Source organism: Verrucomicrobiota bacterium, from assembly GCA_016200005.1.
Lineage (GTDB): Bacteria > Verrucomicrobiota > Verrucomicrobiia > Limisphaerales > PALSA-1396 > PALSA-1396.
On record JACQFP010000047.1, the window covers coordinates 22,725 to 49,599 of the forward strand.

Below are 26,875 nucleotides of genomic sequence, written 5' to 3' on the forward strand. Positions count from 1 at the left end.
TATCCTCATTTCTTTTCTCCCAGGCACCACAGGTTTGTTTTTCCGCGCAAGAAGATGCGTCCCTTTGCAAACGCCGGGCTGGCCAGGAATTCATCTGCCAGCGTGCTGCGTGCGACCTCCTTGAACTGGCGCCCGGCTTCGACCACCACCGAGACGCCTTTTGTGCCAAGCACCAGCAACCGATCTCCCACGATACTCGGCGAGGATTGCACTTCCATTTCGAGGTCCTTCTCCCAAACTTTTTTGCCATCCTTCGCGTTGAAGCACATCAACACGCCACTGCTGGTCACGGTGAAAACCAATTCGCCATTGCTCGCCGGACTCGTGACATCGGGAATGTTGTCCTCAGCGGTCCAGACAATGTGCGACTTCGTAACGTCGCCCGCGCCGTCGGGGCGAAGGGCGACGAGCTTCACCGACGGGTTGACGACGATGACGAGTCCGCCCGCGAAGATCGGCGAAGGCGTGACTTCGCCTTCCAGCAAATCCGCACGCCAGAGTTCGTTGCCGTCTGTCAGCGAATAGCTGATGACGTGCGGCAGCGCGAGGGTGATGATCTGCGTTTTTCCCGCCGCCTCAATGATGATGGGTGTCGCCCACGAGCCATGCGTCGGTTTGCTCCGTTCCCAAAGCGGACGTCCAGTGGTGCCATCGAACGCGAACAGTTTCGAGCCGCCGGGCGCGCCTTCGTCCTGATCTAGTTGCACAATAAGGTGGCCCGGCCAGATGGCTAGTGAGGTGGCGTGGCCGTACATGTTTTTGGGCACGCCGATGTTTTTTGACCAGACGGATGCGCCCTCGAGCGTGAACGCAGCGAGGTCGCCGTTGGCAAAGATGGCGAACACGCGGCGACCGTCGCAGGCCATCGTGGGTGAGGCGTAGCCGGTCATCTCGGAAATTTCCGGTTGCTTCGCCGGTGTGCCGGGCACATTCGTGACGCCGCGCTGCCAAAGCATCTGCCCGCTTTGCGCATTGTAACACAAAACAAAGCGCGCAACCTCGTCACCACCCGAAAGAAAAACGCGATTGCCCCATACAATGGGCGATCCGTGGCCGCGGGCGGGGACGGATGATTTCCATGCAATGCCGGCGCCGAGTTTTTCGTCCCAGCTCACGGGCAGGTTGGTCTGGTCGGAGACACCGCCTGCGGCAGCTCCTCTGAATCGCGGCCAGTTGGCTTTGAATTCTGCGAGTGAAACACCGCCCCCAACAGCTTCATCGGGTGAGCCGCGCCCTAGCAATTTGTCCAGTTCAAGCTTTGATTCCGGCAACGGCGAACTCGTCGTGAATGCAAGTGTTGCCAGTCCGGCCACCACCACCGCACTTAAGACCGTCACCGACCAGCGCGAGCGGGTGGATACTTGCCGCGCTTGTGTCGCGGCGTCGATTTTCAACCTCGGCATCGGCGCCAGTGCCTGGAGTTTTGCGGTTTGTTTGGCCGCCAGCAACATCACTGCCATGCCGCCCACCAGCAACCAGCCACCGGTGCGATTGAGCGAAAGCCGGCGCACGTAACGCTGGCGGAATTCCAGATCGAGCCGGCGAATATCCGTTTTAATCGTTTCATCGGCTGGTGCGGCGCGGAGTTTTTCCTTCAGCGCAAGTAGTTGTGGTGATTTCCACGGATCACGCTCGGCCGCGACGGAGTGTTGATAGAGCAGGTAACCGCAAACGAATAGACAGAATACCGCCGCGATCCAGATTGTGCCAACAATGGGGCGAACAACGGCAGAGTTTGGAGTTTCGGCTTTAGCCGGTTCGGTGACCGCTGGCGAACGTCCGACCTCCTGATGGCGGCACTCCAAATCGCCGGCGCTCGTTGGTTTCTGCATCGAGACCATACGTCATTTCGCGGCAGCAGCGAGCTGCGCGGCATTTCGCGCAGGCAGTTCGCTGGCCGGCATCTGGCCAATGCGGACCAACTCCTGTGGACACGAGCGGAAGCAACGCGCGCAGGCGAAGCACGCACCGCGATCTGGTTCGAAGTCTGTCCGTAACGTCCGCAACGAGAGGCTCACCAGCTTGACGCCGATGACCAATCCAACCCAGCCGCCGAACACCACACACGCGAGCCAGAAGCGATGACGCAAGTCGGTTGCGGCTTTCAATAACGCCTCCGGGTCGCGCTCGGCGCGTTGGAGCGAGAGCGCTTCGGGCGTCATCACCCCGTAGTTCGCGGGTGATTTCTGTTGGTTGATGTAGCGCTCGGCGAGTTCAACCGTTGGATTGAGTCTGGCGACGGACACGGAAAGTTCGCCACCAACCCACGCGCCACCGGCGATGAGCACCGGCACGCACAACAGCAACCAACCAAGGTTGCGGCGATCCGCTTTAAGAAATTTGGGTTCGACTGTGCCGGACGAAGGTTCACGCATCGCACCGAAGGGACAGGAGTTTTCGCAGAGCTGGCATTGCGTGCAGATGTCGGGGGTGACGCGCACACGCCACTTGGAGGCGAGCGACGTGAGTTTCAACAACGCGCCATAGGGACACAGGAAACGGCAATAGGGTCGGCCAACGAACATGCCGAGTACGAGCGTCAGTGCGGCGAGAAAAATCAGCAGGCCAGGCCCGTTGAGCCGGAAGATCGGCACGATGGGATCGTAGCGGCAGATGGGAAAGCCCGTGCCGGTAGCGGCGAAGGTCAGACCGAAGCCAAGAAAGATGAACGGCAAGACGCCCAGCGCGTGCTCAAGCCAGAGAGGAACTTTGATGGGTTTGATCAGCAGCAAATCCTGCAACGCACCGTGCGGACAAACGCCCGCGCAGAATGCCCGACCAGCAAACAGCGCGACGATGAGCGGCGCGGCGAAAAACGCGATGACCGTCAGCGGCACGGTGTAGCTGGGTTCGAACAGGCCAAGAATTATGTTCTGCGGCGCACCGATGGCGCAGATGCAGCCTTGTCGCCAAAACCCGAAATAGATCAGCGAAAAAACCGACAGCGCCCAGACTCCACGTCGCGAGCGTTTGCGGTAGATCAACCAAACCGCCACGCCGAGGCACGCGAACAACACGGCGACATCGAGGTATTGCAGCCATTCGGCACGAGCGGCGGGCGTCGTGGTGATCGGCAGTTGGTGGTTCGTCTCGGTGAAGTCAGGCGGTGGGAAACGTTGTTCAGCGATGGCGGATATGCTGGTAAGCTGAACGGCGACAAGCGTGACAACAATTTGGAGCAGCCAAAGTAATTTGCGATTTATGATGTACCATTTACGAGCGAACTGGCGAAAGACGCGTAAATCGTAAATCGTAAATCGCAAATGAGACATTTCCTCCACACGTCGGCTGATACGATGGAGAAGGCGGCTCATGTTCAATGCGTCGTTTTGAGGAGATAGGGTTGACTGACGAGCACGCGACGGAATGCGTCGCCGGGGCAGGTGCGGGCGATGGCGCATTCGTTACAATGAACGCAGCGGTCGTGGCGGATTTGCAGGAACAGCGAGCCGTTGCCAAAACGATTGCAGCCCTCGACGCATTTCGCGCAGCCGATGCAGAGTTTTTCGTCAATGGTGTATTCGTAATACGGGTCTTCAATAAACGTGCGCTTGATGGCGGCGGTGGGGCAAAGCTGATTTTCGGCGGCGGTGGTCAGCGAATTCGGCTCCGGCTCGAAGTAGCCGGTGCAAAGATTGCAATGGCCGCACATCGCGAACGCGTGAACGCACTTCACGGCGGATTGTTCGAGCACGCACTGGGTGGCGCAATTGCTGCAGTGGACGCACTTCGCGGGATCGATCTGCCACACCCAACTCTTCGCTTGACTGCGATTGGCCAGCACTCCACCGAGGGCGCCCAGCCCGGTCATCGCCGCGATGCGCGCGCCGTTGCGCAGGAACGCGCGTCGCGTCGCCGTCGGCTCGGTTGTTGGTTTCTCGCTCATGCCTTGCGTTTCATCACTCGGATGTCGCCGGTAACGAAATCCAAAATGTAAATCCGCCCTTGCGAATCCACGACGGCGTCCAGTCCCCCCGCCGTGCAATCGGAAGGACCGCAAGCTTTGCCATTCTCGGCGAACGATTCCACGCCTGCGACGACGGATTCAAACTGGCCATCGGCGCTGTAAATCTTGACGCGTGGCAAACCTTTCTCGCAGGTGAGGAACTTGCCATCCGGCAGCAGCGCGAGGTTGATGGGGTTGCAACAGCCGCAGAATCCGGTAATGCCCATGGAAACCGTGCCCCATGCGCCTTCGAAATCGCCGTCCGTCGTGTAAGTCTCGATGCGGTGGCGGCCCGGATTGTTAACGCGCAACAATCCGTCGCGCGACATTTCCACATCAAAGAATGGACTGGGAATGATGAAGCCGGGGGTGTTGCGCTCCTTGTCCTTCTCGCCGATGCGGCGGATGAGCTTGCCGGACCTGTCGTAGCGCAAGATCACGCGATTGCCGGCGTCCGCTACGAACACTTCATTCTCCGTCACCCCGAGACCGGTAAACCACGGTTTCTTTCCGGGCGAATCCCAAGTGGCTTTGCGTGTGCCCTTCGCGTCGAACACTTCGATATGGTCGCGCAGGCCGATGAAAATCGTTCTGTCGTTCGCCGGCGCGACGCAGCGCGGCGGGTCGGAAAGCGCAAGCTCACGTCCGCGCTCACCTGAACTGCTCATAAGGGTGACATAATTGCCGGAGCAAACATAAAGCGTGTCGTCAGATCCGATGCCGAGCCGCTTCGCTTCCGGATGAGGAGACTTCCAGCGCGTGGCTTCCTCATAAACAATCAGCTTGGGATCAGTTTTCTCTAGTCGCGAAAGGTCGTAGGCGAAAGGATTGCTGGAAGTTTTTTCCGCCGCTTGACCGCGCTGCGAGGCGATGGCGCTAAGGATCGTAATGGTGCCGACGCTTTGACCGAAGAATTCGCGGCGGGAGGAAAGATGGAATTCGCGTTTCATATTTGATCTTCGCGAGTGGCCTGTTTGGCCGAGAGTGCTTGCGGCAAACCACAATCCTCAAACGCCCCGCAACCGCGGCAGATGCCCTGATTGATACAGGTCTGTCCTAAGAGCTTTCCGCCGCTGCGCTGGATGAGAGTTGCCGACACCGTTGCCACGCCCCCGAGCAGTGCGTAGCGGAATCCGCCCCGCAGGAACTCCCGCCGGTTGGTCACGTTGTCGGACCGTTTTGTCTTCATTGCCGGTGACGGTCTTACAGCCCAAAGCAATCACGCCTCTCACCACGCGAGGAGCGTTGGCCCAGACTTCCCCAAGACTTTGCGTCCGGCCAGAACGAACTGCTTGTGCGGTTTTGGCAAAGTCTGACCCTTTTTTGCCATCGGGGATTTGACTTTGGTCAACGCCGAGGTCGAAATCGGCTAGGGGTGGGGTGAAAAAGGCCAGAGAAAGACCCTCGCTCTATTTTGTCGCCACGTTGAGGCAAACCAGGCGGGTGAGGTCGCGAAGCAGCAGACGGTCGCCGGCCAGCGCCATTGGTGCCCAGGACTCGCGGCCCTTCAGGACTTGCGCCTGGCCCAGCAGGTTGAAGCGCGCGGAAGTGGCTTCGATCAAACTCAACTTGCCGTCCCCATTAAGTGCGAAGATCAAATCTCCGACCATGAGGAAAGAACCCAGGCCGAAAGTTTCTCCCGGACCGCTCGCCCACACGACTTTTCCATCCAGGCCGAGACAGACGAATCGGCCATCCGCGCGAACTCCGTAAAGATGGCCGTCCTTGAAAAGTGGTGTGTGCTGTGTCGCACCGAAAACGTCGGGTGTGAGTTTGAAAAGTGTCCGCGTCGCGACCTTCCCGCTTTCCTCGACCAACTGAAGCATCAGGCTGCCGGCGTTGTAGCCGCCGGTGAAAAAGATTTTGCCGTCAGGCAACGGCAAGGGCGAGGGCACCGTGGCGATGCTGATTTTCCAATCGCTGGTCTCAAACAGCTTCGAACCATCCTTGGCATCGATGCCGACCACGCCGCCGCTGGCGCAATAGACGTAGAGTTTTCGCCTCGCGAATTCCATTGGCATCACGGACGAGTGCGTCATTTTCCAAAGCCGCGTATTCGGCGTTCGCCACAACGGCTGGCCGGTTGCGATGTCCAGCGCGAGCAGGAGCGCGTCTTTGCCACCCGGCGCCAGGATGACTTGCTCGCCGTCCACGAGCGGGCATTGGCCGGCGTACCATTCGGGCACGGTCGCGCCGTAATCGTTGACGAGGCTGGCGCTCCAGCGCAGTTCGCCGGTCGCGGCATCGAGGCACAGCCCGTTGCACTTGGAGTCGAGCGCGACGACGAATTTGTCCGTGACGACGGGCACGGTGCGCGTCATGCCGTGGTTGCGTTTGATGGTGAGAGGATAAGCGAAGCGCCAGATTTCCTTGCCATCGTTTAACGAGAGACAACGCAGCGCGCTCTGTTTCGCCTCGCGATCGTAGTCGAGGAGATAAAGGCGGCCCTTGCGAATAGCGACTCCGGCATAGCCTTCGCCTACGTCCAGCGCCCAGAGTTCGCGCGGCGGAGCACCGGTCCAGTCGCGGGAGAGATTGGCGAAGTCGGGAGAGATGCCGTCGCGATTCGGCCCGCGAAACTGCGGCCAGGTGCCCGGTTGATCAGAGGATTGGCCGGCACCGGGAATGAGTTTGCCCGCGAGAACGGGGTTGGCTCCGCCGCGTTCGCCTCCGGGTGCGGCATCCGTGCCCGGAATGCGCAGCTTGAGCGCCGCGCCCGTGTGCGAGTTCCACCAAAGCGCCAGCGCCATCAACCCGGTCAAGGCGGCCAGCACGGGCAAGAGGGCGATGAATCTCTTGTAATTGCCCTTCATCAATCACGCAACAACGCTGGCGCAAATGACGAACCGAGCTGATTTCTCAGGTTCATGGTTTGGGCCGGAGCCCGTACCGCTTTTGGAATTCTGCTCTTTGCGCGTCGGTTTGCGGATTTTGAATCGCCGGCTGTTGCACGCCCGTTTCCTGAGCCCCGACCAGCGTCGTCGCGGCGTTGAAGACCCCTCCCACGACGGTTTCTTCTTTGTCCGGCAAGGCCACGTAAATCTTGCCCGGGAGGGTGTTCGACACGGTCAACTGGCCGAACTCGAGTTTGAGGGCGAACCCGGTGAAGAACACTTTCTCCTGTGCCGCATATTTTGGATTTGTTTTCCAAATCTTGGTGACCCGGCTGATCGGCGTCCCTCTCATATCCTGGGACACTGTCCAAGTCTGGCCAGTGGGGCTGTCCGTCGGCTTCAGTTGCAAATTCACGCGCAACCCGCGATCCGGTGTCTGTCCGGCGCCCTGCCGCATGCTCAACACATAACCGCCCGCCACCTGGTCAAGCCGCACCATATCCGGCACAAAATTCGTTCCCGCAATGCTGCCATTCACTTTCCCTTCCGAGATTTTGGCTTGAGCGACATCGAGAGTATAAACCGGCGCGGTCATTGGCACCTCTTTCGGTGGGGGCGGGGGAGCCGCCTCCGGCGGGGCGGCCGCTGCGCTTTTGTCCGTCGCGGGCGGTGCCGCGGCGGCCGACTCATCCGCGGCTTTGTTCAAGAAGGGGATGTGTGGACGAAGATAAGGCCAGGCCACCCAGCCGGACGCCAGCGCCGCCACGATGACCACTCCGATGATCGCATACCGAACGACGGGGTTTTGTCGCTTGGCCTGTGGCTGTTGGAGGTTTCTTATGGGAATTCCCCTGCCACTTGAGGGGCGGGGTACCTGAATGGCACCCGCGGAAAGATTGGTGCCACCGGGCACACTCACCAGTTGTTTACCCAAAGATTTCGCGCCGACCTGGGGGGCGGTGCCTTGGGCTTCGGGCACGATCATTGGCGCTTTGCAAAGGGGACACTCGATTTGCTGGCCGCCCCACGCATCATCCGCTTGCACAGGTTGTTTGCAGGAGGGGCAGTCGAAGATTATGTCAGCCATAAAACTTGTTCTATTTGTCAGTTACGTCCAGTTGCCAGCATAGAGCCTTGAAACTTTTTGCAAAGCCAATCTAGGACATCAACCAAAAACGACGTCAAGCAAAAGCCTTCTTCGTGGCTCGTGAGCATGGCCCTTTTCCTCGGGGTGGTCAGGAAAAGTTTTCCAGGATTAATTTTCTGATTGGAAAAGGTCATTCTTAATCCGTACGATGCGCATTGAGATATCCAGGCATTGAGCCAACGCGGGTAGGCGTGAATGGAAATATAATCTGATCTCAGAGCGAGGCGGCGTGAGCTTCGGGTGCGAACCCGAAACAAGTCGAACACCACTATGGACACTATGACTAAAGGTAACCCGTTGGGGAACACCAAGGCATCCTCGGCCTTGACGCCTCCGCAATTTGACACCGTGGAGGCGGAACGGAAACATCGCAAACAGCGGCTGGCGGCGGCCTTTCGGTTGTTTGCACATTTCGGTTATGACGAGGGGTTGGCGGGACACATCACCGTCAGAGACCCCGAACACACCGACCGGTTCTGGGTCAACCCGCTCGGAGTTCATTTTGCGCACATGACCTCGGCTGAGTTGGTGCTCGTCAGCCACGAGGGGAAAGTGATGGAGGGCGATCAACCGGTCAATGCCGCCGCCTTCGCCATCCATTCATCCATTCACAAGGCGCGATCTGATGTGATTGCCGCCGCCCACGCCCACTCCATTCACGGGAAAACTTGGTCAACGTTCGGACGTCTGCTCGACCCCATCACCCAGGACGCCTGCGCCTTTTATGAAGATCATGCGGTGTTCGATCACTACAGCGGCGTGGTCAATGAAACTTCCGACGGCGAGCAGATCGCCAGCGCTCTGGGCGGCAAAAAGGCGGCGATTCTGAAAAACCACGGCTTGCTGACCGTGGGCAAATCCGTGGACATCGCCGCGTGGTTTTTCATTTCGATGGATCGCTGTTGCCAATCGCAGCTACTGGCGGAGATGGTTGGCAAACCGTCACACATTCCCCATGAGGTGGCGATCAAGACCCGCGATTTCATCGCCTCCGACCTGGCGGCGTGGGCTAGTTTTCAGCCGTTGTATCAATTCATCACCCGCAAGCATCCCGACCTGCTGGCCTGAGCGAAGCAACTGACCTTACCGCTGGCGTTCGCGACGGGTTCGACTCAATCCATCAATAGATGGATGCCGCATAAACCGGCAGCTTCGCCCGCAGCAGCAGTTGACTCAGCGCAGCTCTTTCACTTTCAAATTACGGAACTCAATGTGGTAGCCTTCCCCTTCCAAGCCGAGGTAGCCTTTCTCGCGGCCACAATCCTCAAACTGACAAGTGACCGCACCGTTGATCCAAAGAGTCAAAACCTTGCCCCGCGCGGTCAATTCCAGCGTGTTCCATTCGCCGGCAGGTTTCACACGCATGTCCGTAACCTGCTTGCTCAAGTTGAACGATTTCTTTTGGTCGTTCGTGCCCGGCGTCTGGCCAAACAGGAAGCCGTCTTTGGCATCGCCGAATTGAGCCTGATGCCAGATCGCGCCGTCCTTGGAATTGCGGACGTAAGCACCGCTGTTGTAACCCGACTTGCCATCGATCTTGGTGTAGCGAAACTCGAAATGAAAAATGGCGTCGCCGATTTCGCGGTCGAACAGGAGCATGTCATGACCGCCGTCTCCGTCGCAGATCAAAGCCTTATTGTCGCCATCCACATGCCACTGTTCTCGTCCCAGTTGGCCAGTGGGCGGTACGGGCACGCGAAACCAGCCTTTGAGGCCAGCACGCGGAAGAATGTCCAACCAACCCTGCGGGTCGCTTTCCAGCTTGCTCTTGGTTTCCGCACCTTGGGCCGGAACGACGCAGAGAAGATTCGCCGCCACTACGAAGGTGGTGGTGATTACTTGGAAGGCTTTGCGCAGTTTGTTGAGCATGGATGAAGCTAGGCAATCGATTTCTGAAAAGCAACAGCCGAAAGCCGGCTGGGCAACCGACCTCAGACAACCTTGCCGACGACGAGCTTTGAGCGGTGACGGAACCGGAGTTTGATGCGCTCTGCCAAGCATTGCATCAGGCGGACTTGGAGGAATCAGATTTGCTCTGTGGGAAACGGGTTGTCTGCGGACACCGTGGGCCTTCTTCAAACGAACTGCTTTAAGTTTGCCGGTCGCGAGCATTGATTGTATGCGTTTGTCATGAAGATAGTCCTGGCGTGTCCCTTGGGCCTCGCGCTCGTTACTGCGTTCAGCGCGGGCGCGATTTCTGTGCGGGCCGCGACACCTGCCACCGACATCACCGTCGCCGCGTACTACTTTCCAAATTATCATCCCACCGACCCGCGCAACGCCAAGGCGCATGGCCAGGGCTGGAGTGAGTGGGAAATCGTCAAGGCCGCTCGGCCGCGCTTCCCCGGCCATCAACAGCCCAAGATTCCTCTCTGGGGTTACACCGACGAATCCGATCCGAAGGTCATGGCGCAAAAGATCGCCGCTGCCGCCGACCACGGCATCGACGTGTTCATCTACGACTGGTATTACTACAACGACGGTTTGTTCCTCGAACGCGGTCTGGAGAAGGGTTTCTTCGGCGCGACGAATCGGAATCGTCTCAAGTTCTGCCTCATGTGGGCCAACCACGATTACACAGAAATTTTTCCGTTCAAACCGAAACTGGGGAAAGCCCCGCTGCTGTACCCCGGCAAGGTCACGCCCGAGACCTTTGACCGGATGACGGATTACATCATCGCCACTTACTTCAAACACCCGGCGCACTGGCTCATTGAGGGTCGGCCGTATTTCTCGATCTACGACGTGGGCATGTTGATCGGCAGCTTCGGCTCCGTTGGCAACACGCGGGTCGCGCTCGACCGTTTCCGCGCCAAGACCCGCGCGGCTGGTTTCCCCGGCCTGCATCTCAACGCGGTGGTGTGGGGAACACCCATCCTTCCGGGTGAGTCCGCGCCCGCCGATTGGAAGAAACTGGTGACCGAACTCGGCTTCGACAGCCTGACCTCCTACGTGTGGACGCATCACGGGGCGCTGCGGGAGTTTCCCGTGTCGCAATACGTCGAAGGCCGCGACCGGTACTTCCAGCACTGGGAGAAAATGCTGCACGACTTCCCGCAGCCCTATTTCCCAAACGTGTCCATGGGCTGGGACTCCAGCCCGCGCACGGACCAGAGCGAACCGTTCACAAATGACCATCCTTATCCATTCACGCCGATCCTCGTCGGCAACACACCGGAACAGTTCCGTGCGGCTTTGCAAATCACAAAGGACCGTCTGCTGGCCGCGTCCACGGCCCCAAAAGTCGTGACGATCAATTCGTGGAATGAATGGACCGAAGGCAGTTACCTCGAACCCGACACGGTGAACGGGATGAAATACCTCGATGCCGTCCAGGCGGTCTTCGGCACGAACCAGTCGATTCCTGTAAAGCCTGGTCGTTGACTCTGGCCGCGCGGTAAAGCTCTCGTCCGCTATTACTTTATCCCAGACTTCTCCGCGCCGGTTTGGTCTATTCCTCATCTTTCGTGGTCAAAGGTCGAAGGTGTCTTTGCTTTACGATGACGCGCAGCTTCACCTTCTGTTCGATTTCTGCCTCAACCCAGGAATTTGGGCCACGGCTTCCGAGATTCCGCTTGCGCCCGCCCTTCCCTGACCATCATAGTTCGGTGGCTCGCAACAACCCGCGCGGTTCGCCGCATGAACCGACCCGAAGGCAGCTTCACCACCGGTGGGCGCGACACGCTGTTGACCAGATTGTCAGCAACCAAACCTCTATGAAAACGAAAGCCATCAGCTTCACCCTCGGTTATCTGCTGGCCGCCTCTCTGGCCTGCCACGCCGCGGAATCGCTTCACCCGCTTTGGCAAATTGGCCAGGCCGATCAACGCGCCGCCGAGTTCGCCCTGTCGCCCAGCAACTACCCTGCGTTCCTGCAACAATTCGGCAGTCCGGATCACGCCTATTACGTCGGGGTTTCCAAACCGGAAAGCGACTGGCCTTACGTTTTGCCCGGGCCGTCGGACGGCTGGGGTGGCAGCAGCGGTGGCGGGCGCTGGGATCAGATGAACACGCTGCCGATCGGCTTCGTTCTGGCCCAGGCGGCGACCGCGGACCACTGCAAGCTCGTCCTCAACATCGCCGACACGCGCCCCGAACGTCCACCACGGCTGCGCATCACGATCAACGGAACGGTTTTTAATCGCGAGCTGAGTCCGGGAGGCAGCGAAGATTCATTGCGCGGCCACTTGGGGTCGGCGAAGCCGCAGGTTGTGGAGGTGGAGTTTCCCGCCACGCTCCTCAGGCCGGGCTACAACGAAATCGCACTGCGCAGCACCGGCGGGAGTTGGCTGGTGTTTGATGCGCTGCGATTGGAAGTCCCATCAGAGGTCAGGCTCGCTTCGCCAGCGAACACTGTTATCCGGTCTGTGACAACGACTGCGTATGCGGTATCCGCTAAAAAGAATATGCCCGCGACCATCCGCTTGGAAGTCTTCCGGGCCAGTTCACCGGGCAGGCTAAAGGTTGAAGTTGAAAGCGGAGGTTCGCAGGAATTGGATACACAACCCGGCCTGCAGGTTTTTGAAATTCCGGCACCGACCTCGGCGCCAGGGAAGGGCACGCATTTCCACGTGAGCGCCGACGGCCAATTGCTGCACGAATCGCAATTGAACTTGCGCGCATCACCGCCCGCCGCACCGGCCGATTACGTGGACGTGTTCAAAGGCACGGCCCATTCGCGCTGGATGATTGGCCCCGGCCCATCGCTTCCGTTCAGCATGGTCAAAATCTCTCCCGACAACCAGACCGCCGGTTGGTGTTCGGGCTACGAGTATTCAATCGAGCAGATTGATTGCTTCAGCCACATCCACGAATGGACGATGGCCGGGTTGGGCATGATGCCGACCCTCGGCCCGCTACGCACTAAACCGGGCCTTGACGGTACCGGGTACAGCTCACGTTTCAACAAGGTGACGGAGCGCGGCGGCATCGGCTTTTACGAGGTGCTGCTCAAAGACACGGGCATTCGCGTCGCGTTGACCGCCTCTACGCGCGCCAGCTTGCAGGAGTACACCTTCCCGGCCAGCGATCAGGCGCGGGTGATTTTCGATTTCGACATTCCGACCGAATACAAAATCCATGTGCTCGACGCCAAGGTGCGCCGCACCGGGCCGGCGGAGATTGAGGGCACGATTCAGACCGATGTTCCGGAAGTTCATTACAACGGCGATCAGCGCTATGACCTTCACTTCGTCACCCAATTCAGCCGGCCTTTCGACAGCCTTGGAGGATGGCAAGAGGAGGAGGTCTTTTCCAACGCCCCGTCGCTCAAGCTCGTGGGCGACTGCGGCGCATTTGTGGAATTCAAAACGCGCGGCGCGGAAAAGGTGCTGGCGCGCACGGGCATCTCCCTCGTCAGCGTGGCCAACGCGCGCTTGAACCTGGAGCAGGAACTGGCCAAGCCGTTCGGTTGGGACTTCGCGGCCGTGGTTCAGAATCAGCGGCGCGTTTGGAACCAGATTTTCGACCACGTGGAAATCCAGACGCCCGACGCGCGCGAAAAATGCCGCTTCTATTCGAACCTTTATCGCGCGTTGTCGGGCCGGAACACCTGGAGCGACGTGAACGGCGAGTGGACAGATCCCGACGAACGCACTCAGAAGCTCACGGACCCGGACACAGTCATGCTGGGCTGCGACGCCTTTTGGACCACGTTCTGGAATATGAACCAGGTGATGAACCTGCTCGCGCCCGAATGGTCCGCCCGCTGGGTGAAGTCCGAGCTTCAGCTTTATGACAAGTGCGGCTGGTTATCGAAAGGCCCCGGCGGCTTGGAATACATCAGCGTCATGGTGGCCGAGCACGAAATCCCGCTGATGGTTGCCGCATATCAGCACGGCGTCAAAGGCGTGGATCGCCAAAAAGTGCTGGAGGCGGCGGTCAAAATGCAGACGACGTTGCCACAATTGTATCCGGGTGGTGGTGCGGTCGGCAACGAGAACCTGGAGAATTACCTGAAGCATGGTTACGTGGCGAGCGACGGGCCTGTGGTGCAAGGCAAGACCAAAGGGGAATGGCGAATGGCGTGGGGTTCCAACACCTACGAGTATTCCTACGACGACTGGTGCGTGGCGCAACTCGCTCTGGCGCTCGGACGCAAAGACCTCGCCGAGCAGTTCCTGAAACGCTCGCGGAGCTGGCGCAATAGTTTCGATGTGGAAACCGGTTTTGCGCGACCGCGCAAGGCGAACGGCGAATGGGTGACGCCCTTTGATCCCTATCACACGCCGGGTTTTGTAGAAGGCAACGCCTGGCAATACACCTGGTTCGTGCCGCAGGACGTGCCGGGTTTGGTGAACGTCATGGGCCGCGACCGTTTTGTTAGCCGGCTGAACGAGGCGTTTGAAAAATCAGCTCCGACGCGCTTCAACGCCGCGGGCGAGCGCTTCGCCGACTTCCCAATCAATCAGGGCAACCAAACCACGATGCACGTCGCCTGGCTGTTCAACTGGGCCGGACAACCCTGGATGAGCCAGAAGTGGGCGCGGGCAATCCTCGGCGCCTATTACGGCCACAATCCCGCCGACGCCTACCTCGGTGACGAAGACCAGGGGCAGATGAGCTCCTGGTTTGTAATGTCTTCGCTCGGATTGTTCCAGACCGATGGCGGTTGTCGCGTGAATCCGATTTACGAAATCGGCAGCCCGCTTTATCCAAAGGTCGTTCTCCATCTCTCCAAGGAACACTACGGCGGGAAGACCTTCACCATCACTGCCAGGAATGCTTCGAAACAAAACCGCTTCATCCAATCCGCCCGGCTCAACGGCAAACCACTGAACCAGTGGTGGCTTCGGCAGAAAGAAATTCTGCAAGGCGGGCGCCTGGAACTTGAACTGGGTCCGGCGCCAAACAGGGAATGGGCGAAAGGGTGTCCCTTGCCGGACTGATCGGCAAGTAGCGAAGTGTGCTTGGGAAGAGCAAGGCCGTGAGTGGGTTGAACTTGCAAGCTTGCTCGTAGGCTCAGTCGCTTATACGCGCGGACGCGACTAGTTCGTGGATCATCCCTTTACGCTCGAACTCGCGGGCTTCGGAAACACCGCTCGAATTGCCTGAGTTGAATTTTCCAGATGCTTTCTCAATCCCAAACCGTTAATCTCCCGCCATGCTGATCCGGCTGATCTTCATCGTCGCGTTGCTTGTCGCAAAGCCAGGCCCGGCCCGCGGCGATTTCTACGTCGCGCCGGCCGGCACCGATGCAAACCCCGGCACAAGATCAAAACCGTTTGCCACGCTCGAACGCGCCCGGGATGCGGTGCGCGTGCGCAAGGTCTCCCAAAGCGCATTTCCGGAAAAGACCACCATCTGGGTGCGCGGCGGCGACTACTTTCGCACCAATGCATTTGAACTCACGACCGCGGACTCCGGCACCACCGACGCCCCAATTAGTTGGTGCGCTTACAAGAATGAACGCGTTCGCCTGCTCGGTGGGCGCACCTTGACGGGCTTTGCGCCCGTCGCTGATGCGAAGGTGCTCGCGCGACTTGACCAGCAGGCGCGCGGTCAGGTGGTCCAACTCGACCTCCGCGCGCTCGGGATCACGAATTTCGGCGAAATGAAATCGCGCGGCTTTGGCCGGCCCGCGGTGCCGGCGCATTGCGAGCTGTTCTTCGACCACCGGCCAATGACGCTCGCCCGCTGGCCGAACGAGGGTGAGTTCGCCAAGATCGCGGGTTACCCCGCGGCTTCTGACCGCAAGGATGAACACGGCGGCAAACTCGGCGAATTGCCGGGCGGTTTTCTCTATTCCGGGGATCGTCCGCGCCGTTGGCGGGACACGAGCGATCTGTGGGTTCACGGTTATTGGGCCTACGACTGGGCGAACTCCCACGAGAAGGTCGCTTCTCTCGATGTCGAGCAACGACTCGTCAAGACTGCGCCGCCGCACGGGAATTACGGTTTTCGTAAGGACCAGCGGTTCTATTTCCTCAATGTGCTGGAAGAACTTGATCAGCCGGGCGAGTGGTTTCTCGATCGCAAAACAGGCGTGCTTTATTTCTGGCCGCCAAAAACCGACGCGGCGCAAATGGGCAAGCGAACCGCTGCCGCCGCGCGTGAAACCGTCCTCTCTCTGCTCGACCAGCCGCTGCTCAGGCTCACGGACGTTTCGCATGTCAATTTCCAAGGTTTCGCACTCGAAGCGACGCGCGGCAACGCCGTCGAGATTCACGGCGGGACGAGTAACCGAATTGCGGGTTGTCTCATCCGCAATGTCGGCGACAGCGGCGTGGTGATGGCCGGCGGCACGGGTCACGGTGTGGTGAGTTGCGACGTGTTTGACACGGGCGACGGAGGCGTGTCGTTGACGGGTGGCGACCGCCAGACGCTCACACCTGGCGGACACTTCGTCGAGAACTGCCACTTCCAGCGCCTGGGCCGCTGGTCCAAATGCTATGTGCCGGCGGTGGCGATGACCGGCGTCGGCCTGCGCGCGTCGCACAACCTCATCCACGACCATCCGCACTGCGCAATCCTGTACTGGGGCAATGATCACGTGATGGAGTTCAACGAGATTCATCACATCGCGCTGGAGACCGGCGACGTGGGCGCGATCTACACCGGCCGCGACTACACGTTTCGGGGGAACAAGGTCCGCTACAATTTCATTCACCACACCGGCGGGGTGGGGATGGGTTCTATGGGTGTTTACATGGACGATTGCGTCAGCGGCACGGAAGTTTTCGGAAACGTGTTCTACAAAGTCCACTGGGCCATGTTCATTGGCGGCGGGCGCGATCACCGCGTGGAGAATAATTTGTTTGTGGATTGCGATCCGGCGGTGCGCGCCGATGGCCGCGGCCTCGACAAATCGCCCGTGTGGCATGGCATGGTGGACGACACGATGCGCAAGCGGCTCGCCGAAGTGCCGCTGGCGCTCTATCGCCAGCGCTATCCGGAAATGAAGTCACTCGACCGCTATTACGGCCCGCCCGAAGGCCCGGCGATTACCGGCGAAGCGTTCAAGGGCGTACCGCCGGACGACAACGTGGTCGTGCGCAACGTCTGCGTCGGCAAATGGCTCGAAGCCGGCTGGCACGCAACGGCGGGGATGTTGCGACTCGAAAACAATCTCACGAACGCGGCGTCGAGTCTGATTGTGTCACCCAACGAGCAGTCGCGCGCGCCGGACTTCGAGTTGAAGAAGGATTCACCAGCCTGGGCGTTGGGGTTCCGGCGCATTCCCGTCGAGCAGATCGGCCTGCGCGAGGATGAATTGCGTCGCGGACTGCAGCGCTTATCTGGTGCGGTCTCGCCATGAGTTTATGAGGCCGCTGCATAACCTACCGAGCGACCGGAACACTCTCGGAGGTTGCAATGCCTTTTCGCTCTTCCCCTCGGCATTGGTATCGACTCAAATTTGTAAACGGCTTTGCAAATGGGAATCGGCCAGCGTAAACAACTGACTCCACTTGTTACGGCGACATCTATAGCATTGAACGAAACGCAACTTCCATCAAATGAAACCAGTCATCCAACGTCATTCCGCCTTCGGGAGAATCTCCAGACGCGGGTTCCTGAGAGCGAGCGGAGCAACGGTGGCAATCATCTCTGCCGCTGGCGCTTTCTCCGCAGAAGCCCAGCCCACGACGATTTTACCGTCTCCGGCAACCGGCAGTCCAAGCAAGCCAGGCGACACATACGAAACCCAAGCCAAGGGCATTCGCATTTTGCCCGGACAATGGCGGCCCCATTATCCCTGGGAGCAGATTGCGTGGATCAGCCCGGCGTGGCCCAGCCAGGATTACATCTGGTTGGATTTTCCCGAAGCGATCTTCACCAGCCAGGGACTCCTTTATTTGAGCCACGTGAATCCGGGGATCGATGCCGTGTTCCCGGATTTGCCGAAAGTGCCGTGGCGAGAAGTGCCGAATGGAATCGCGTTCGATCGGCAACTGCCCAACGGCGTAAGTTTCGGCGGAAGCGTGACGAAGCAAAACGACACGCGCGTTGCGCTCGAGTTGCATCTCAAGAACGGCAGCGCCCGGCCCCTAAGAAACATTTCGTTGCAGACTTGCGCGTTTCTGCGCGGCATCCGGGAATTTTCCGACTACACGCGCGACAACAAGTTTGTGCATGTGCCGGAGACGGGCTGGATTCCGTTGAGTCAGGCGGTGACACTGAAAGGCGGGTCGAGTCCTTACCGGGTCGGCTGGCGCACCAGTGGCAAGCCGGTGGCAGACTGGCCCGTCATGGTCACGCGCTCCAACAAAGTTGAGCGTTGGGTCGGCATGACCTGGCACAAAGACACGCTCTCACTGATCGGCAATCAAAATCACCCGTGCATGCACGCCGATCCAAAGTTCAAGGATTTGGAGCCGGGCGAAGCGGTGGTCATTCATGGGACAATCTTTTTCTTCGAAGGCAAGCTGGCGGACTTTGATTTTGCGAAAGAGGCAGGGGTATGAATCGCCTACCGCAGCCGCGCGGCTCGTCCCTGATCAATAAACCAGAGATGAAAACGAAACCCCCTCCAACCCGTGCGGTTCCGGCAGTAAATCCTACTCAGGCTCCGGTCGGTCCTGTTCCTTTGGAACTTTGGCAACGGGGTTCGCGTGGTGCAAATCGCGAGCCAGGATGGCGTGGAGCACGCTGGCCGACGGTGCTCGCAGTCACGCTGCTCACGCTTGTCGGTGGGCGCGCACAATCTGTCGCGACTGGCCCGAACGTCCCAAATCCGGGCGAAAACCCGCTGCGAGCGCTGACGCAATTGACTGATGCCCAAACCCGGCGCGTCTCCAGCACGAATCCTGACATAAACAGCAACGGCGATTCCCGTGTCATCAAGGAAGGAGAATCGCTCGTGCTCGCCGAATTGACCGGGCCGGGCGCGATCACGCACCTCTGGAATACGGTCGCCTCGCAGAACCCGTTCTCCGGCCGTTCACTCGTCCTGCGGATTTACTGGGACGGCATGACGAAGCCGAGCGTTGAAACGCCGCTGGGGGATTTCTTCGGCGTCGGCCACGGCGCGATTGCCAACTTCCATTCGCTGCCGGTGAGCGTCTCTTCGTACGGGCGTTCGCGGACTTGTTTCTGGCGGATGCCGTTTCGCAAGAGCGCCAAGATCACCCTGAGCAACGAGGGGAGCGGGTACGGTGACGTGGAGGTGTACTACTACGTGGACTGGGAAAAGCTGCCGAGTCTACCGGACGAGTCGCTCTATTTCCACGCGCGGTATCACCAGGCCTTTCCCGCGACGCCCGGCGAATACACCATCCTCGACACGAAAGGCCGCGGGAACTACGTGGGCACGGTCTATTCGGTCCACCAGATGAAAACCGGCTGGTTCGGCGAAGGCGACGATCATTTCTACATTGATGGCGAGTCGCGGCCATCGTTGTGCGGCACCGGCACCGAGGATTATTTCAACGACGCCTGGGGCTTCCGTCCGTTCGCCGCGCCTGCGCATGGCGTGACCTTGTATGAAGGCGTTTTCGCCGGCGACCGGGTCAGCGCGTATCGCTGGCACTTGTCCGATCCCGTGCGCTTCCGCACCGCGCTCAAGGTTTCCATCGAACACAAAGGCAGCTCGGTCACGGACGCGGGCGTGCAGACGTCGTCATCCAACGAACGACCGGACTGGGTGAGTTCCGTAGCCTTCTGGTATCAAACGCCGCCGGTGGCGGGCGAAGAACCATTGCCACCGGCCACGAACCGCATGGCCCCGTATCGCGTGCTGCCGGCCAAAGTCCTGACCTTCCGCGCCAACCCGTCGGCGCTCGTGACCCAGGAAGAAGAAGGTTTGATCTACGCGCCGGGCCAGCCGGACGCGGAGATCGAGTTTGATTTCGAGGTAAAGGAACCGGGTCGCTATCAGGTTGCGGCGGTCATGATCTTATCGCTTTTCAGCGCGCGTTATCAGCCCTACCTCGACGGCGAGGCCACCGGTCCGGAACTTGACCTGTGCAATGCGGGCGATGATTGGACCTGGTTCAGCTTCGACCTGCACGACCTGACGCCGGGCAAACACACGCTCAAGTTCGCCGGCCGCGGCGCCTCGCCAAATCGGCGAACCAAAGCTCCGCCGCGTTTCGCCTTCGGCCTCAACTCGCTGGTCCTGCTTCGCCTCGAAGACATGGCGGGATACAAATGAAAGGCAACCCGCAATTTGAATTGTCTTTGCAGAAATCTCTTCCGCTCCTCGTTGTCGGTTCGCTGCTCGCCGCATCGGCTCACGGCAGAACCGGCCCGGCCACGATCTGTTACTCCGCGCAACCGAACGCGTATTTCAACGACCACGCCGCCGAGATCAAAAAAATCTACGACGGCTTTTTCTTCACGGTCGGAAGTTGGGAGGATTGCGCCGAGCGGTTTATCGGAGCCGGGGGAAAAGAGCCGAAGGCCAAATCGTGGCTGGAGACGGCGCGGGCGAATCTGGGGGCGCTGCGCCAAGCCGGCGTTACGGAGAACTTTCTGACGGTTTACTTCTCGGACAGTGGGGAATGGCCTTCCCCGACCACTCTGCTTACCGAAGCCTATACGCGGAAAATGGCGGCCGAGTTTTCCGCCATCGGCACGGTGGCCCGGCAATTGGGCTTTCGCGGCGTCTGCGTGGATGTCGAGTATCCCTTTCCTCGTTACTCGATTGACCACAAGATTTACACCTACACCAATTACACAGTCGGCGACTTGTTGGCCGCCGCCCGCCGGCAGGGTTACGAATGCGCCGCCGCGTTGCTGGATGCCTTTCCCGCCGCGCCAGTCATCATTCTGCCAGGTTACCTGCGGGGCCGGCCCATCGGACGCGCCTACATGCTGGGCATGCTCCAAGCGATGGCCGATCGCGATGCTCCGGGTGGTTTCCATCTCGGCACGGAATACACCTACTGTCTGCACGACCCGGTCACCGCGCTGGCGACGACCCGGTTTGAAGACCCCGGCATACCCAATCTGACCGATGCCAGGACCGCTGACTATTGGCGACGACGTTGCACCATTGCCCCCGGCGTATGGCCGACGCACATGATCGAAACCGGCGGGAAGGATTATCCGCCGCAGCCGTGGAAACAGGAGATCGCCGAGTTGCGCGAGCAGATGGCCATTCTGCGCGCGACTTCCAAGAAGTATGTCTGGTCGTTCTCCGGCCTACCGTCCTGGTATGTTCACACGCCCGAGTTGGAGAAGAAGTACGGGCTGACGAGACAGGACTTGAAGCGGCCGGACATTGACTTGCGCGACTGGCATCAACTCCTGACGGTTAAACCCGAACTCAAATCCTCGCCGCTCCAACCGCTGTTAAACCAAGTCCGACGGTTTGATCGCGGGCGAGTTTCTGGCGAGGAACTTTGCGATGCCTTCGGCACGCCCGGCCGATGGTGGGTGCTGGGTCTGGTCGGCAACCCGCACACGCAGCCGCAATTTGCAGTGATGGAAGCGTTCCAAGCACCGATCAACCCGCGCACGGCCTACAATGGGAGGGACGGCGCGATCCGTTGGTTCGCTTACGACAATCTCGACCCGCGCGGCGTCACCTCATGTGTTGGCGTCTTCGATTACCGGAACACGGACAACTCCGCCGCGCACTTCGTTTCATTTGTGCATAGTCCGTCCGAGCGGCGCGCGTTTCTGCACACGGGCTGGGACGACGGCATTTTGATCAAGCTCGGCGATCGGATTGTTTTGGACGCGAGCGATTACCCGCCGCGCGGCAAAGGAATGCTTTACCTCGACAAACACCAGTTCGAGAAGCGCGTCCCGTTCACGCTGCCCAAAGGCCGGTCGCAATTGTCCGTTACGGACCTCAACTCGCACGGCGGCTGGGTATTTTCCCTGAGGATCACCGATGAAAAAAACATCCCCTTCCAGGACGTGCGGTTTCGGCTGGATTAAAATCAAACTCGAACTGTCGCTGGCCTTGTTGCTTTGGACGTTGGTCGCCGACGCCGATGCCACTGACGCGGTCACTGTGCGCGTCCAACCGACGCGGGGCGGACCGCAGATCCACATCAACGGCAAACCGGTCCCGCCACGATTCTTTTTTGGCGTGCCGAGCGCCGGCAGCATCACGATTGATGAACAGTGGTCGGACCACGCATTTGAGTTCACGCCGAGCGCGGATGTCAAAGCCGCCGGCACGCTCCACTTTCGCTTCGGTCAACTTGCGGGTGAAGTTTGGCTGGCCGACGTGCGCATCACGGACGCGGAAACTGGCAAGGACGTGATGTCGCCAGGCATTTTTGCTGCCGCGCAAGCGTTCAACGAGGTTTGGAACTTGTGGCCGCCGGGAGAAAAAAACACCGTGGGTCAGGTGGCGGCGACCAATCGGATGCTCCACGTTAAATTGACCAACCCACCGAACGGCACCTGGCCCGACTTCCACCTTAACAGCCATCTGGGTCTGAGTTTCTCCGCCAACCGGAAATACCGCGTCACGTTCCGCGCCAAGGCGACGCCGAAGCGGCAGCTCCATCCAGCAGTCTATCAGGTCAGCAACGGCGAATACCTTAACATCGGCGGACCGCCCGGACCGTTGCTCGCGCAAGTGGCGCTGGCGCGGGATGCGGGCGTGAATCTGGTTTCCTTCAGTGCGCCCAATTGCTGGGCGCCGCCGGAGCAACCCCAGGATTGGCGGGCGCTCGATGATCTCTGCCGGCAAATTATTGCGGTCAATCCCAAGGTCCTGCTCGTGCCGCGCGTCAGCGCCTACGCCCCGGATTGGTGGCTGCGGCAGCATCCCGAGGCGCTGATGATTTACGACACCAACCAGCCCGGCCACTTCGCTTCAGTTTCCCATCGCGGTTATCGGACCGACGCCGCGGCGCACTTGGAAAAATTGTGCCGGCATCTCACGATAACTTTTCCCGATCACTTCGCGGGCGTTCACCCGTGCGGTCAAAACACGGGCGAGTGGTTCTATGAAGGCTCGTGGGAACGACCGTTGAGCGGCTACGACCCGGCCACGCGCGAAGCATTCCGCGCCTGGCTGAAGGCGGGCGGCGACGCGGACTTCGCCACCGCCGAACCGCCGACCGCCGACGAGCGCCGCGCCCATCCCAACGGCTTCCTGCGCGATCCGGCCCGCGAGCGGCGGCTGATTGAGTTCGCGCGCTTTCAACAACGCGAGATGGCCGACATGGTGCTAACCCTCGCCGCCGCCGCCCGACGCGGCAGCGACGGAAAGAAGCTGGTCGTTTTCTTTTACGGCTATCAATTTGAATTCCCGCCGCTCGCCAACGGTGCACCTACCAGCGGGCACTACGCCCTCGCGCCAGTGCTGAAGTCCAAGGACATTGATATCCTCTGCTCGCCAATTTCCTATTTCGACCGCGAGTGGCTCGGCACCGCGCCGTGCATGAGCCCCGCCGAGAGCGTCCGCAACGCCGGTATCCTCTGGCTCAACGAAGACGACTCGCGCACGCACCTCGACAAGCGCACTGTTGAACACGCGCAGGAAGGCGGCTTGGTCAACCTGCGACAGACTCAACAAGTGATGCTGCGGAACACGGCACAGGCGGCTCTGCGCGGCTTCGGAACGTGGTGGATGGACCTGCCCGGTGCAGGCTGGTTCAACGATGCCGCAATTTGGGAGGAACAGAAACACCTGATGCCCGTCGAGCGAGCGTTGCTCAAGCGCGCCCGTCCGTTCACGCCGGAGATTGCGGCGATTGTGGGCGAGGACAGCTTTTGTCACCTGACGGGCGGTTCGAGCATTGCCGCGAAACCGCTGATCTACGATGCCCGCGCTGCCTTGGGACGCTGCGGCGCACCTTACGGGCAGTTCACACTGACGGACGCGCTGGCCGGCAAAGTGCCCGCGAAACTCCAAATCTTTCTCGCCGTTTGGTCGCTCACATCGGATGAGAGGTGTGCGCTCACCGCCCACCGTCCGCCGAACACGACGCGCGTCTGGTGCTACGCGCCCGGCTACCTGCTGCCCGACCGCGCTGACATTGCCGCCATGAACGAAGTCACTGGATTCAAACATCGCGCAGTTTCACCCGGCTCGGCGGAAGCCACGCCAACCGAAGCGGGACGAAAAGTGGGATTGACGAAACCGTGGGGACCGAAGGAACCAATCCTACCGCTGTTCACCGTCGAGGCCGATTCCGCCGAGACGCTGGCCGTTTACAAGGACGGTTCGCCCGCCGTTGCCATGCGCCGCCGCCTGCGCGGTTTGGACATCTTTCTCGGTGTGCCCGCGCTAACGCCCGAACTGGTGCGCGCCTTCGCCCGTATGTCGGACGTGCATCTCTTCACTGAAGAAAACGCCGCCGTCTGGGCGGCGGAGGAATTCCTTTCGATTCAGGCGCACAAGACCGGTCCGCTCGTGATTCAAACCGGGCGCACAAGCGCGGTGTCGGACGCCCTCACCGGCGCAAAGCTGGGTCGCGGCCCGTGCCTCACGCTGCCGATGGAAACCGGCGAGGTGCGCGTGTTGCGGTATTAACTGCAGGAATACCTGAAGAAGGGAACGCTGGCCTCCAGACACGGCGCCTTGCCAGCGGCGATCTTGAAACGCGCCGGGCGCGGAGGCCGGCGCTCCGCTGGAGTGGAGTCAAGGTCACCGGCCCGCGACGACAGGCTCAATTGCAGAGAATCAACACGCCGGACAAAACCATCCTGTTTATTGCTATTGTCCCGAGGAATCGAAGTTAAACTCCCACCGGCGGCTCTCCAGCCAACGGGTCAGGCCGGACTCGCTGGCAACCGCCTTCCATTTGGCGTCTGCTTCCGCAGCCGGAAGCGAGTGGTGCAGTTCTGTCCAACGCGCCTCGGCTGCCACTCGGAGCGGAACTTTGAACCACCCCCAGCACTTGCCGTCGAACCGCGATCCTCGCTCGTAATAGGAGTGAACATACGCCGGCTCAGTCACGAGCCATTCGTAAGCAGTCTCGACCGCGTCCGCAGTTGAGACCAGCCGCTTCAAGCCGTCGGGGGAATCCGCCGCGGTCTTCTTCGCCTCGAACGCATCGGCAACCGCCGTCGTGAAGTCGAAGCCTTTCTTCAGCCAGACGATGCGGCTGCGCACACGCGCGTCCTGCGTCTCGGCCAGCGCCTTCTCCAAGTGGCCGCGCGCCTCGCGGAGGATCGCCGTGTCCGCCATGAACTCCTCCGGTGTGAGGCGGTCCAGGCCCTCGAACCACTTGCCCTTCCGGGGCCGTGTCCAGTAGCGCTCGCACGCGTCGTGAAACGCCCGCATGGGGGCGGCCACGTCGCCGAAGCAGTCGCGGTGGAACTCGTCGAGGACGCGATCAACATCGGTGCTGGCATCCCATTGAAGCCGCGCGGCCACATAGTGCATCGGCCCGCACCAGGCCCAGAGCGGAAACGACTCACAGTAGATCGCCCGCACGCCGTTCCGGGCGGCGAACCGTAAATCCTCGGCGGCCAGGTGCGGCGACGTCCGCGGCGTGTACCAACCGAGACCATAGTAAACGTACGTGTGCAAGTTCTTCGTGGAGCCGTTCCAGGCGCGGATCAGCGCGCGATCCTTGTCGAGGTAGGCCGGGTCGTAGTGTTGCAGGATGTCGAGTGTCAGGGCGACCAGCACATTGTCCGGCAGGCGCGTGCGGTTGCGCGGCGGTTGCTCGACGTTCCAGTAGGCAAAGACGCCGAGGTAGCGGCCGGGGTGCGACTGCGCGACGGCCTCGGCGACCTTCGCGACATAGCCAAAGTAGCTTTCGGAGTACTGCCGCCCGACGGGCAAGTTGCGGTAGGGCTTGTCCAGAGCGGCACACGTGTCGCACTCGCAATACCGCGAGTTGTCATTGACGCAAAGCGAAAACGTGTCCAACGACGGGTTCTCGTCGAAGTAGCGGCGTGCGGCCTCAATGCTCAACCGGACGACGTCAGGGTTGGTAAAGCAGGGCTGCGGAGTGTCGCCGGAGTGGCTGCCGCGAACCTGCCGAACGCCGCTCCGGAGAGCGAAATACTCGGGGTGCTCCTGGCCGTGCTTGGCGACCGAGATGATCGAGGCGAGGTTGTGGCCGAAACCGTGGTGGCGGATTGGAATTCGGGCGTCGGTGAGCCGATTTCGCCGGACATAGGCGGCTGCGTCGCGCCCGACGAGGCCGGACCAAAGCCGGTAGGCGAATTGCGGGGCAACGGTTCGTGTCCGAATCCGCAGGCTCTTCGACTTCGGCACGATCGTGAATTGCGCCTCGGGGTAGTACATGCGGACGCCGAAGTCCTCCAGGAGGATCGTCGCGACAGCGTTAGCCACCCCGGCAGGTGTCGCCCCCAAGATCTCGATCCCACCTCCGCCGGAGCGCACGTCACCAGCGTCATACGGTGTGCCCGATAGAAGGCTCACTTTTGATCCGATTCGGATTGGCGCGCGTTCGCCGGCGGGCGGCGCTTCGGGCACGAGCTCGAGTGCCACGCCGGTCGCCTCTTGCACCGCCCATCGGAGGTCGTCGGCCGCCTCCTGCTCCATGGCGTGTGCGCCGGGCTTCAGGACGATGACCGCGAGCGAGCGTCCGTCGCGGACGATCTCGATCTCGTCCGCGTTGGCGGACGACACAGTCGCGCCGCACAGGAGCAGCGCACACGCAACAATCTGACGCGACGAGATACGCACCCCGGACTTCGCCATGTCGCGTCTCCTCCGATTACCGATGGGAGTTTGTTTTTCCCGCATGAACGGTTGGATACTCGGTCAGAAGCCTGGCGACAAGAAGAATGCTTCCAACTCTCCACGGAATGACGGAGGCGCCAAGTTGCGCCGCGAGGCGCGCGAGCGACTCGACGTAGGCGATTTGAAATTCCATGACGGGCACCTCGGCAGCGCCACCCGGCGCGAGGTGCGTGTAGCCGGCCACGATGTCGCAACGCACCCGCGCCGCGGCCAGCGCGTCCCGCAGCGATTGCAAGAAAGCCGGCGTCGCGTCCAGCGGCGAGAGATGTGGCCGCTTGCCGGCGAGCATGACCGAGGGGAAGCCCAGCCGGCCGGCGCGCGCAATGAAATCAGGCAGGCTCAAGGTTGCCTGGCCCCCAGAAGCCGGCGTAACT

General features: G+C 60.5%; 18 protein-coding genes. 8 read left to right on the top strand and 10 right to left on the bottom strand.

Annotated features, from left to right (window positions below; genetic code table 11):
- Positions 1-5: 5 nt before the first annotated feature.
- The 7 genes from HY298_16655 to HY298_16685 form a co-directional block, all read right to left on the bottom strand.
- The gene (locus HY298_16655; GenBank protein ID MBI3851888.1) at positions 6-1,832 is read right to left on the bottom strand and encodes a PQQ-like beta-propeller repeat protein; all 1,827 of its coding nucleotides are present in this window, start codon (positions 1,830-1,832) and stop codon (positions 6-8) included.
- A 12-nt stretch (positions 1,833-1,844) separates the two neighbouring features.
- Positions 1,845-3,314 carry a 4Fe-4S binding protein gene (locus HY298_16660; protein MBI3851889.1) on the bottom strand — a complete coding sequence of 490 codons (1,470 nt, stop codon included), beginning with the start codon at positions 3,312-3,314 and terminating at the stop codon, positions 1,845-1,847.
- 2 nt (positions 3,315-3,316) lie between these two features.
- Positions 3,317-3,886 carry a ferredoxin gene (locus tag HY298_16665; GenBank protein ID MBI3851890.1) on the bottom strand — a complete coding sequence of 190 codons (570 nt, stop codon included), beginning with the start codon at positions 3,884-3,886 and terminating at the stop codon, positions 3,317-3,319.
- The gene (locus tag HY298_16670; GenBank protein MBI3851891.1) at positions 3,883-4,896 is read right to left on the bottom strand and encodes a hypothetical protein; all 1,014 of its coding nucleotides are present in this window, start codon (positions 4,894-4,896) and stop codon (positions 3,883-3,885) included. The genes HY298_16665 and HY298_16670 overlap by 4 nt, the downstream gene beginning before the upstream one ends.
- Entirely contained in the window at positions 4,893-5,135 is a 243-nt protein-coding gene (locus HY298_16675) for a hypothetical protein (protein ID MBI3851892.1), read from the bottom strand. Before HY298_16675 ends, HY298_16670 begins: the two co-directional genes overlap by 4 nt.
- 220 nt (positions 5,136-5,355) lie before the next feature.
- Positions 5,356-6,759, bottom strand: a complete 1,404-nt coding sequence (locus HY298_16680; GenBank protein ID MBI3851893.1) for a PQQ-like beta-propeller repeat protein — start codon at positions 6,757-6,759, stop codon at positions 5,356-5,358.
- A gap of 52 nt (positions 6,760-6,811) precedes the next feature.
- Positions 6,812-7,867 carry a hypothetical protein gene (locus HY298_16685; GenBank protein ID MBI3851894.1) on the bottom strand — a complete coding sequence of 352 codons (1,056 nt, stop codon included), beginning with the start codon at positions 7,865-7,867 and terminating at the stop codon, positions 6,812-6,814.
- Between the two features lie 339 nt (positions 7,868-8,206).
- On the opposite strand from HY298_16685, the gene HY298_16690 reads away from it, so the two are divergent.
- Complete coding sequence (locus tag HY298_16690; GenBank protein MBI3851895.1) at positions 8,207-8,995, top strand: class II aldolase/adducin family protein; 789 nt, start codon at positions 8,207-8,209, stop codon at positions 8,993-8,995.
- Positions 8,996-9,100: 105 nt separating this feature from the next.
- Here HY298_16690 and HY298_16695 read toward each other — a convergent pair whose 3' ends face one another.
- Positions 9,101-9,796, bottom strand: coding sequence for a DUF1080 domain-containing protein (locus HY298_16695; protein MBI3851896.1), 696 nt, complete (start codon positions 9,794-9,796; stop codon positions 9,101-9,103).
- A gap of 261 nt (positions 9,797-10,057) precedes the next feature.
- On the opposite strand from HY298_16695, the gene HY298_16700 reads away from it, so the two are divergent.
- The 7 genes from HY298_16700 to HY298_16730 all read left to right on the top strand — a co-directional run bounded on the left by HY298_16700 (position 10,058) and on the right by HY298_16730 (position 24,311).
- Positions 10,058-11,311, top strand: a complete 1,254-nt coding sequence (locus HY298_16700; GenBank protein ID MBI3851897.1) for a glycoside hydrolase family 99-like domain-containing protein — start codon at positions 10,058-10,060, stop codon at positions 11,309-11,311.
- Between the two features lie 332 nt (positions 11,312-11,643).
- Positions 11,644-14,814: a glycoside hydrolase family 92 protein gene (locus tag HY298_16705; protein MBI3851898.1), complete on the top strand. Its 3,171-nt coding sequence runs from the start codon at positions 11,644-11,646 to the stop codon at positions 14,812-14,814.
- Positions 14,815-15,029: 215 nt separating this feature from the next.
- A complete protein-coding gene (locus HY298_16710; GenBank protein ID MBI3851899.1) occupies positions 15,030-17,183 on the top strand; it encodes a right-handed parallel beta-helix repeat-containing protein in 2,154 nt (717 codons plus the stop codon).
- 277 nt (positions 17,184-17,460) lie between these two features.
- Entirely contained in the window at positions 17,461-18,330 is an 870-nt protein-coding gene (locus tag HY298_16715) for a hypothetical protein (GenBank protein ID MBI3851900.1), read from the top strand.
- 47 nt (positions 18,331-18,377) lie between these two features.
- Positions 18,378-20,018, top strand: coding sequence for a DUF2961 domain-containing protein (locus tag HY298_16720; GenBank protein ID MBI3851901.1), 1,641 nt, complete (start codon positions 18,378-18,380; stop codon positions 20,016-20,018).
- A gap of 26 nt (positions 20,019-20,044) precedes the next feature.
- Positions 20,045-21,754 (top strand): hypothetical protein, encoded by a 1,710-nt coding sequence (locus HY298_16725; protein MBI3851902.1) that lies wholly within the window; start codon positions 20,045-20,047, stop codon positions 21,752-21,754.
- The gene (locus tag HY298_16730) at positions 21,708-24,311 is read left to right on the top strand and encodes a beta-galactosidase (GenBank protein ID MBI3851903.1); all 2,604 of its coding nucleotides are present in this window, start codon (positions 21,708-21,710) and stop codon (positions 24,309-24,311) included. The genes HY298_16725 and HY298_16730 overlap by 47 nt, the downstream gene beginning before the upstream one ends.
- A 183-nt stretch (positions 24,312-24,494) precedes the next feature.
- On the opposite strand, the gene HY298_16735 is transcribed toward HY298_16730, so the two are convergent.
- Both HY298_16735 and HY298_16740 read right to left on the bottom strand, forming a co-directional pair.
- Positions 24,495-26,459 (bottom strand): DUF4838 domain-containing protein, encoded by a 1,965-nt coding sequence (locus HY298_16735; GenBank protein ID MBI3851904.1) that lies wholly within the window; start codon positions 26,457-26,459, stop codon positions 24,495-24,497.
- 16 nt (positions 26,460-26,475) lie between these two features.
- Positions 26,476-26,844, bottom strand: coding sequence for a hypothetical protein (locus tag HY298_16740; GenBank protein MBI3851905.1), 369 nt, complete (start codon positions 26,842-26,844; stop codon positions 26,476-26,478).
- Positions 26,845-26,875: the final 31 nt, after the last annotated feature.

Bases quoted from the DNA above. Each gene is read 5' to 3' on its own strand.
- HY298_16670 (MBI3851891.1), bottom strand. From the start codon at position 4,896: ATGAAACGCGAATTCCATCTTTCCTCCCGCCGCGAATTCTTCGGTCAA.
- HY298_16660 (MBI3851889.1), bottom strand. From the start codon at position 3,314: ATGAGCCGCCTTCTCCATCGTATCAGCCGACGTGTGGAGGAAATGTCT.
- HY298_16665 (MBI3851890.1), bottom strand. From the start codon at position 3,886: ATGAGCGAGAAACCAACAACCGAGCCGACGGCGACGCGACGCGCGTTC.
- HY298_16695 (MBI3851896.1), bottom strand. From the start codon at position 9,796: ATGCTCAACAAACTGCGCAAAGCCTTCCAAGTAATCACCACCACCTTC.
- HY298_16655 (MBI3851888.1), bottom strand. From the start codon at position 1,832: ATGCAGAAACCAACGAGCGCCGGCGATTTGGAGTGCCGCCATCAGGAG.
- HY298_16685 (MBI3851894.1), bottom strand. From the start codon at position 7,867: ATGGCTGACATAATCTTCGACTGCCCCTCCTGCAAACAACCTGTGCAA.
- HY298_16675 (MBI3851892.1), bottom strand. From the start codon at position 5,135: ATGAAGACAAAACGGTCCGACAACGTGACCAACCGGCGGGAGTTCCTG.
- HY298_16690 (MBI3851895.1), top strand. From the start codon at position 8,207: ATGACTAAAGGTAACCCGTTGGGGAACACCAAGGCATCCTCGGCCTTG.
- HY298_16730 (MBI3851903.1), top strand. From the start codon at position 21,708: ATGAAAAAAACATCCCCTTCCAGGACGTGCGGTTTCGGCTGGATTAAA.
- HY298_16735 (MBI3851904.1), bottom strand. From the start codon at position 26,459: ATGGCGAAGTCCGGGGTGCGTATCTCGTCGCGTCAGATTGTTGCGTGT.
- HY298_16720 (MBI3851901.1), top strand. From the start codon at position 18,378: ATGAAAACGAAACCCCCTCCAACCCGTGCGGTTCCGGCAGTAAATCCT.
- HY298_16680 (MBI3851893.1), bottom strand. From the start codon at position 6,759: ATGAAGGGCAATTACAAGAGATTCATCGCCCTCTTGCCCGTGCTGGCC.
- HY298_16700 (MBI3851897.1), top strand. From the start codon at position 10,058: ATGAAGATAGTCCTGGCGTGTCCCTTGGGCCTCGCGCTCGTTACTGCG.
- HY298_16710 (MBI3851899.1), top strand. From the start codon at position 15,030: ATGCTGATCCGGCTGATCTTCATCGTCGCGTTGCTTGTCGCAAAGCCA.
- HY298_16705 (MBI3851898.1), top strand. From the start codon at position 11,644: ATGAAAACGAAAGCCATCAGCTTCACCCTCGGTTATCTGCTGGCCGCC.